The organism is Acidiferrobacterales bacterium, from assembly GCA_028820695.1.
In the GTDB taxonomy this organism is placed as follows: Bacteria; Pseudomonadota; Gammaproteobacteria; order Arenicellales; family JAJDZL01; genus JAJDZL01.
In genome coordinates this window covers 1-8,079 of sequence record JAPPIB010000006.1, presented here as the reverse complement: position 1 = coordinate 8,079, position 8,079 = coordinate 1, and the positions used below count along the sequence as shown (strand labels likewise).

Genomic DNA, 8,079 nt, shown 5'->3' with positions numbered 1-8,079 from the left:
ATGCCCGCTTCGAATCTGACAGGCATCCTCATCAAATCCGTTTCGATTGTCAAGTTTGATGTAGCGAACTTGTCTGTTCACCGCAAAGACAAGTTTGACGTGCGGGAATTTGACATAGTCATTCAAAGTGTCGGTTATCCAGATCTGCCTGCGGGTGATTCTTCCATGGCCTTTTTCATACGGCTCGGTATAGTCGGGTTCGCGGTTTTTGCCTTCCAGTTCAAACCAAGCTGTGACGTCTTCCAACAAAGTGGGTTGGTTTCCCTTAACTGTAAAATGATAATCAGCGCCTTGCTCAACGGGATATTCGACAATCTTCACTTGCGTGTTCATCGCATCGCGAGACACCATCCGCCCCGACAGATCCATCTGCTTGACGGTGGGGATGAAAAAATTGTTTCATTCGATTGCTTTTCCTCCTCGTAACCATTCACTGGCAAGGTGCCTACTTTTTTTGCGTACACATGACCGCTTTGGTGACCGACAATATTCATTACGGGAGTCTGTCGCTGATTGTCACCTCCAGAACCGCATAGCGTCTTGCCATCGACCGCAACCGCTTCCTTGTCGTTCGTGCCAAAGTGTTTGCTGCAAAAATTATTGATCTGCTTTTGCAACTGCTCCGGGTCGACTTTCATGATCACGTTGCGGATTACTGTGATCGATGGAACGTGACGCTCGCCTCTTGCATAAAAACAGCGGAAATGACGACGATTCGCCTGCGACAGCCCATCACACCAAATCCATATCCCTTTGTAACCGCGCGCGCCGCTTAATGTCGCTGCCGCAATCAGCGAAAGAACACAGGCAAGACTGTAGCGCTTTCCCTGTTCGCTTCGAAAATCATCAACCGCATCAAAATACTCATACAGCGAACAATAATCGTTTGCATTCAGATTCATCTTCTCAACTCCTACGCAATAGGCATCCGGCAGCTGAGGCGCACACAGGATGCGCCTCGCATGACGAAGCAAAGGTTTGACAAACACGAACTTATGCGACTCTGTGGGCGTTTGACTGTATCCACCGTAAATGCGCTTGTAGCCAAGGGTTTTGCCCGCCAACACCCAATTATCGGCGCGGTAAATGGTACCGCGGTGGTGCGCGCTGTCGACAAAGGTCTCGAGCATCACCACAGGTTTGGAAAACTGCTCCTGCCAATCTGTTACCAATCTTTTTCGGCACCCTGATAAAATGCGAGTAGCCAAGTTCGGGTAGTGGTGTCCGGGCAGAATTAAGAAGCGGGAATTGTTCGCAATCAGTCTCAGTCGGTCTGTACGCAACTGTTGTGGCCAGCCGATCCATTGGTCTCTTGCATTGGATTTAAGAGCCGCTGGTGAGAAACTTATTAACGCAATCCACTTCGATTCGTGTTTGACTACATAGTGCAGTTCGTGACCGATGCGGCGCAATGCGCCGCGGCGATGATATTTTTCCATCAAATCATCGAATTGCGCCTGTTCCGTGCGGCTGATCAGTTGCAGATTCAGTTGCGGCGGATAGGCTTTGGATGCTGTGACACGCCCGAACATGGCTATAGATTAGCAAGTCCAAAGCAAAATGTCCCGCTTTGAACGTTATTTTTTTATTCTCATTGACTTACTCAGATAATAAAATCGCCCTGGCAAACACCCCGCGACAATACGTAAAATAATGACTCACTCGGACCTGCGACTCCTTAATCCACCCGAGTAGTTAATTGTTTACTTACTTTATCTACTACCAAATCGGCAACAATCGGTAATTTTCCACAAATAGAGAGTGTGTAAATTTAACGTGCGTTTTCTTTGCCATGTAAAGCTTCGCCTTGATCGCGCGGTCTTGACAGTGACCAGCTGCGCAACAAGTCGCATCGACAAGACAGTTTGGCGGTGATTGACACGCGCAATCTGTGGCAGGCAGAGAATCTGTATCCGGACCAATTCAAGGTGCTGGCCCGGCCGTTGGTTGTTGAGGTGTATGACAGATGCTACGCACTGAGCGCGGTGAACTTTACCCTGATAAGACCCGCACGATCGAGTTTGGACGTTTTGCTTGGCAAGACCGCGCGGCTCGTGGCGAAGGTCGTCCAGAGACTTTCGACTTTCTTGGCTTTAAGCATTACTGTCGTAAGACAAGGAGTGGAAAGTTCGGGCTGGGACGCAAACCGATTGCAAAAAGAGTGAATCGAACGCTGAACCGCATTAAGGTTGAACTGCAGCGGCGGATGCATCAGGATGTTTATGTTGTCGGCAGGTGGTTAGGACAGATGATTCGGGGTTGGTTAGGCTACTATGCCGTACCGACCAGTTTTGCCTCTCTCAATGCTTTTGCTCACCGTATTAAGGCGGTCTGGCTGAAGAATCTTCGCAAACGGTCGCAAAGAGACCGTGTCAGCTGCACTCGTCTTGACCACATTGTCAGAGTCTCTGCTGGTCACCTGTTGTTATTTGCACCCATGGCCGGATTATCGGCTTGCCGTCAAACACCTGAGGTAGGAGCCGTGTGCATTAGTGTACAAGCACGGGTCTGGGGGGACGTAGTAATTATTTCCCTACCGCGACAGTTCAGATATATTGATTCTTGCTTCGCTACATAGCGAGATGAAACTTTTGGAGTAATAGTATGAATATTAAAAGAATTAATTGGGATAAATACATCAAACTCGCAGCAATTGTGATCGTCGGTCCGCCTACCCTAAATTTGATTATTGGAACAGATATCTTTGATGATATTTTTGATCTAAAGAAATCTACCATCAAAAGTCTGAAGCACCTCATAAGTTCAATTCAATTTTTCCTTGTAGTACTTTTAGCGATTTCAGGCGTAAGAGACTACTTTAAGGATCAATAATTGAATACGATCACCACCCCGATAAACAATATGACTCTTGTATACAAGGGTAACTTTAGGGAATTATAGCGAATAGTGGCGAATATCAAAATTCTTTATGAATTTTCAAATACTTAGCCGTTTTTATCAGGCGCTTTGCTTTTGCTTGGTGAGTTTTGATTTTCCTATCTGCTTGGGTTTTCGAAAAAATGAAGCCGCCACTACTTCTGGGGGTGAGTCGATGCGGAGGTCTTTTTGATAGGATTTGTTCTTTTGCTTGGTTTTCATGTTTGTCTATCCCTTTTGTCTTATCCAGCGTAGTCGGAGTCGAAAGACGTTTTTGTCGGACAAGTTTTCCTCGGAAATAGCTGTTGATTCAATCACTGCTCCCGCTTCAATGTCTTGATTAGTCTGGTCGAAAACTCCGTTCGGGTTCCTCCAGTTATTTGCCGAATTTCCGCAGAATCTACCTGGTCTAAAATCGCCGCCCCTATACGATCAAGCACCTTTAGCGGATCAGCTGGTGGTAAAATTCCAGCAATCTCTCTACCCGACCGAGTCAATCGAATGACTCGCAATTCAACGAAATTTTGCACCTTCATAACAAGACACAGATTTTGCTCCTGTACGTAGGCTAACCCATCGCTGTTTGGTTGGAATTTTTGCACCATACCACCACTATATCCAATCGATTGAAGAAGTCCTACCTCTTCCAAGAACGCAAGGGACAATAGGAATTCACCTTTCATCTCCTCCTTCTTCGGTTTGAGAATGCAATTACCGTTGAGGCGGTATTCAACTGCATTTTGATACGTTGTCGCCATTTTCTGGTCCAGTTCAGAGAGCAACCGTAAGCTCGACAGCGAGAATGATCCCGTCCGTCGTATCTCGCCGGCTAGCACTCTCGCCCAGATATGCCTGATATCCTCTGATGATGCCCTTTCAGCGTAGCTGGAGAAGTAGTTCAGCCAATCTTGGTCGACATCACCGGTATCTTGTTCATCCTCTATTGCTTCATTCTTCGCTGCATTGCCAGATAGTTGTTCTATCGCTATTTCGACAACTCGTAATTTGTTTATAACTGGCATAAGGCTTGAGGAAAGTGCTATGTCAGCCACCACTTGTGGTATCTTATCGTCATTTTCGATAGCTGACTTTATTCGAAAAGCCGCGGCCTCTTGGATGATAGACTCTCGGTTGACTCGATTGCGAATGCGTTCCTCGTATCGCTCCAACCATGCGGCAGGGATCCCTATTAATCCTCCCAATAGACGGTCTAGCACTGAGACTGCTCGCGAGCGCACAGCGATCGACAGGCTCGAGCCGGTCAATGCCGCTCGCACACTTACTTCTTTTCGACTTGGATCTTCACTCACATTAAAGCCCTTAGGCATAGTCTACGGTACAACTACTGATCCTCAACTGATCAACGGTGAGCACTCCCGTCATCAACTAATCTGAACCACATTGTACGGTCAGTGCGTCTAGATTGAGACTCGCTAGCAAAATTACTGAAATAGCTCCCTTGGCATACCAGCGTACGAAAGAATTAAAGAAGCCTGTTGATTCTAAGGCATTGATTCGCAGGTCGGTTCGGTAGGTTTTCTCTAAGCTTTCTAGATTTCATTATGCTTTGCCTGGTTCCCATTTTTCCAAATAAATAACAGCGGTTTTAAGAAAGTTTTTACCATTTCTAAAACGTCCCAGTCCAGTATTACAACTATCGCAAATGTAATCCCTAGCATCACCTGTAAGGTGACCATGATCTAGAACAAGTTTAACCGTTACTCCGACAATTCCTTCTTTCTCACATATTGGACACTTCCAAAACGTTCCAAGCTTAGGCTCTTCGGGGATTGTTCCATCTCTGCGGGTTGCATGGTTACTAACACCATCAACTCCTTGCCGGCAGTCCATACAAGTAGGTCGGTAAATCGTTGAGCCATCTTTTCTGGTTTGGTTAGCAGCAAAACATTCAACTGATTTGATTGTGAAACACTGATTACAGACTTTTTCAATTTCGTCTCGTGGTGTTTCTCCATTTTGTTTCATTTTCTTGCGCTTGGCGGCACTGAGTTGAACTGGATAATTTTCTGGCTTAAACGGGCGAGTGGTGTGAATTGGCAACACCAACTCTCTTCCTCCCAAAGGCAACTTAACTCGAACCCCTCTACTCGTACGCTGCTGTACTATCGCCAGACGGCCATCTGCAATTATTTCAACCCATTCAGTAACAACTGAATCCGGGACACTTCTTTTTGGTACATCTCGACGGGCAGTCATGCGGTTAAGGTTGAAACATGGGCTAAACGATCATTTGCGATTCGGATGTAATCTTGAGAAATATCGATGCCAATCCATTTTCGATTATTCTTGTACGCCATCTTGCATGTGGTCCCGCTTCCGCACATTGGGTCAAGTATTAATTCGTCAGAATTTGACCAGGACAGAATATGATCTTCAGCTAGTTTTTCTGGAAATACAGCCGGATGCTGAAATGCTATTTTGTCGGATGTTGTCCCGCCGAGTCCAACAGCGTACTGCCAAATATTGTTTTTAGTCTTTTCTTTTTTCAGTTTTACAGGGCGCTTCCTGTTTACCGCGTCCGGACCTTTATTTGAAACAGCGGTTTCCCACCCGTGTCGTTTGGTAGGTTCTTTAAGAGGGTTGAATGTTTTAGGTTTACCCTTAGAAAAAATGATCATCAGTTCATAGCAATTTGTATATGCATTTGAACGTTGAAAAGGCGTGTTTTTTTTCTGATATATCATTACATCATGGACGGTAAAACCACAATCACGTCCTATAAATGCGTGATTGAAACTCGATAAGCTACGCCCACCATTAATTTTTTCTCCGATAACCCACACACATACTCCTCCTGGCTTTGTAGCACGATAGATTGCGGATAGCATAGAACGCGGGTCGAACGTAAACCCGTTGTAATTCCTTAAAGTGTCATATGGAGGGCTGGTTACCGTCAGGTCGACAAATTCACTAGGAAAACGACTTCTAAGGATATCAACAGCATCACCAACAATGAATCTGTCAACTTTCATTCCGTTGGTCCAATTATCTGATCAACTATTTCGGGTTGTTCTTTTTGACTAATCTTTCCCACTTTTCGACTTCTTGACCAAACGTTTCCTTGTGATGGTCTCTACCGAAAATAAACATCATCGCAATATCTGATTTCCTCACATAGACGTCTGCACCAACAGGCATACCGACAATCCAATCCATTAACGTCAAGCGGATAGCCTCATCGTCCACGGACTGAATCTCACCAGAGTAAAAATTGTTTAGCCAACAGTGGTCAGATTTTGGAACTACAAATACCCAATCTCCTCGTTCAATCATCTTGCTTTCGGTCTGTATCTTGGTAACATTATTCATTTCTCACCCTTACTTGATCCTCCTTCAAAGCATTTTCTTTGCATAATCAGACACGAATGCTGCGATTGCAGCACTAAACAACATGTTTTTCAATTCCTCGTATTTATCTTCCGATAAATACGGCCAAGGTGCCATAACATGCCATGCCCAAGTAAATAACATTAGAGACAGGATCACACCAGCAAGAATTATTAGAAATACCGCAACGCGATGCACCCATTTTCTTATTCCTTCTCTTCGGTTATGTTGTAGTTTTCTTGCGTCTCTTTCTAAACTTTCATCTGCGAAATCCAACCGCTCTTTGCTTGCATCTGCGTACGTGCCCCCGTCTTTTTCTGAAATGTCAGGCAGCGATTTTCCATGATCAGCGTTCATAGTTTGATTCATACAGACTCGCGTAATGTTCTTCGATCAGATCGTTGGGGATGACAAAATCATGCCCAATTTCGTTGTAAGCAATATCCCACGGCGTTCCTTTAGCGTGTGTCATCATCGAAAGGTGTATAGCACTATATCTCCCGTAGACTGATACCGTTTGATCCATTACACTCGTTTCCTCCTCGTCAAAATTCAAATCAATACCTGCCGGTTTGAACTGTGACGGTGGAATTGAATTGTTTCTATATTGTTTTACCTCACGGTAAAGTTCACGAATAACAGGTCCATACTTCCACGCTTCTGCATTTTCGAGAAACAAGGGGCGTCCATACAGACCCAACATCCAACCGTGAGCCATATACACCAGTTTGATTAGTTTCATCGGGGTTAACATCCGATTTTGTTCTTCCGCTTTATCGAGAATGTATTTCGCTACTGACAAACATGATTTAGGAGACCTGTTATTCATTGACATCTACTCCACTTGATTTATTCGGCTTTATCACTTAAGCGACCAAATCTTTATATCTCAATTTTTTCCCGAGCATCCCCATGACAATATTTTCCATCTGTCTGATTGTGTCAAGCGGCCGATTATTATGTCGTCCTGCAAACTCGGTTACATACCTGTTCAAGTGTTTGTGACTGATCTTATGGAATGTTTCTTTGTGAGCTCGTTTCAAAACGCTCCAGAATGATTCCATGCCGTTGATGTGGATATTTTCGTCTACATACTTACCAACGCTATGCTTCACTATTCGGTGATCGTAGTCCTGCATGTTTTGATAACTCGCAAAGTCGTCAGTACATACAGTTGAGCCTTCCTCCACACTGTCGCCAATGAAGTCATGCAAGGTTTTGCGCTTGGCATATTCGATGACTTTGGCGGTTACTTGGTTAGTATCGCGGTCTTTAAGACCAGCAACCGCTTTCTTGCCAACTGCACCGCGCCCGGCATTGAGTTTCTTATCCCAATGCTTGTTCTTTTCAAGCCCGCCAACATAGGTTTCATCAGCCTCGACAATACCGTTAAAAGGCTGATCATTTTCCTCAAACGACTTTCTGATTCGATGAGCCAAATGCCACGCCGCGGGTTGTGATATTTTCAAATCACGATGCAGCTTCATTGAAGACACACTTTTAAGATTAGTAGTCAGCAGGTAGGTTGCAATAGCCCATACCTGATAACCGAGGTTTGAACTCTCCATAATGCTATTCGTTTTCACAGAAAATTTCTTACCGCAGGTTCTATACTCTTTGCAACGATAGGGCATCGTCTTGTGTTTGCAATTGGATTGGATTCTCTCCGAACCACAAACGGGACACCGTACGCCATCAGGCCATCGAACTCTGGCGAACCATTGTTCTCCTGCAACATCATCGGGAAACATCTGAAATATTTCAATAAGTGATATCCCTTTGCGGTAATGTTTGCCTGGTGCCCTGAAATCTCTTTAGACAAGTCAAAAACAAGAAAAGCCCTGCCGGTATAAT

At 44.9% G+C, this 8,079-nt stretch carries 12 protein-coding genes; 1 reads left to right on the top strand and 11 read right to left on the bottom strand.

Annotated elements, in window-relative coordinates; all coding sequences use genetic code 11:
- Window positions 1-333 (bottom strand): hypothetical protein (locus OXI60_00900; GenBank protein MDE0308379.1); only part of this gene is annotated, 333 nt, incomplete at its 3' end.
- Window positions 330-1,532 (bottom strand): DUF4338 domain-containing protein, encoded by a 1,203-nt coding sequence (locus OXI60_00895; GenBank protein MDE0308378.1) that lies wholly within the window; start codon window positions 1,530-1,532, stop codon window positions 330-332. The genes OXI60_00895 and OXI60_00900, both read right to left, overlap by 4 nt.
- A gap of 339 nt (window positions 1,533-1,871) precedes the next feature.
- On the opposite strand from OXI60_00895, the gene OXI60_00890 reads away from it, so the two are divergent.
- Window positions 1,872-2,165, top strand: a complete 294-nt coding sequence (locus tag OXI60_00890) for a hypothetical protein (protein ID MDE0308377.1) — start codon at window positions 1,872-1,874, stop codon at window positions 2,163-2,165.
- A 793-nt stretch (window positions 2,166-2,958) separates the two neighbouring features.
- Here OXI60_00890 and OXI60_00885 read toward each other — a convergent pair.
- The 9 genes from OXI60_00885 to OXI60_00845 all read right to left on the bottom strand — a co-directional run.
- Entirely contained in the window at window positions 2,959-3,099 is a 141-nt protein-coding gene (locus OXI60_00885; protein ID MDE0308376.1) for a hypothetical protein, read from the bottom strand.
- A gap of 92 nt (window positions 3,100-3,191) precedes the next feature.
- Window positions 3,192-4,187 carry a DUF2806 domain-containing protein gene (locus OXI60_00880; protein ID MDE0308375.1) on the bottom strand — a complete coding sequence of 332 codons (996 nt, stop codon included), beginning with the start codon at window positions 4,185-4,187 and terminating at the stop codon, window positions 3,192-3,194.
- 250 nt (window positions 4,188-4,437) lie between these two features.
- Complete coding sequence (locus OXI60_00875; protein MDE0308374.1) at window positions 4,438-5,094, bottom strand: endonuclease domain-containing protein; 657 nt, start codon at window positions 5,092-5,094, stop codon at window positions 4,438-4,440.
- Window positions 5,091-5,870, bottom strand: coding sequence for a site-specific DNA-methyltransferase (locus OXI60_00870; protein MDE0308373.1), 780 nt, complete (start codon window positions 5,868-5,870; stop codon window positions 5,091-5,093). Before OXI60_00870 ends, OXI60_00875 begins: the two co-directional genes overlap by 4 nt.
- Before the next feature lie 25 nt (window positions 5,871-5,895).
- Complete coding sequence (locus OXI60_00865) at window positions 5,896-6,207, bottom strand: hypothetical protein (GenBank protein ID MDE0308372.1); 312 nt, start codon at window positions 6,205-6,207, stop codon at window positions 5,896-5,898.
- A 24-nt stretch (window positions 6,208-6,231) separates the two neighbouring features.
- Complete coding sequence (locus OXI60_00860; GenBank protein MDE0308371.1) at window positions 6,232-6,582, bottom strand: hypothetical protein; 351 nt, start codon at window positions 6,580-6,582, stop codon at window positions 6,232-6,234.
- Window positions 6,572-7,054, bottom strand: coding sequence for a DUF4065 domain-containing protein (locus OXI60_00855; GenBank protein MDE0308370.1), 483 nt, complete (start codon window positions 7,052-7,054; stop codon window positions 6,572-6,574). The genes OXI60_00860 and OXI60_00855 overlap by 11 nt, the downstream gene beginning before the upstream one ends.
- Window positions 7,055-7,091: 37 nt before the next feature.
- Complete coding sequence (locus OXI60_00850) at window positions 7,092-7,811, bottom strand: IS1595 family transposase (GenBank protein ID MDE0308369.1); 720 nt, start codon at window positions 7,809-7,811, stop codon at window positions 7,092-7,094.
- A partial coding sequence (locus OXI60_00845) for a hypothetical protein (protein ID MDE0308368.1) occupies window positions 7,808-8,079 on the bottom strand: 272 nt, incomplete at its 5' end. The genes OXI60_00850 and OXI60_00845, both read right to left, overlap by 4 nt.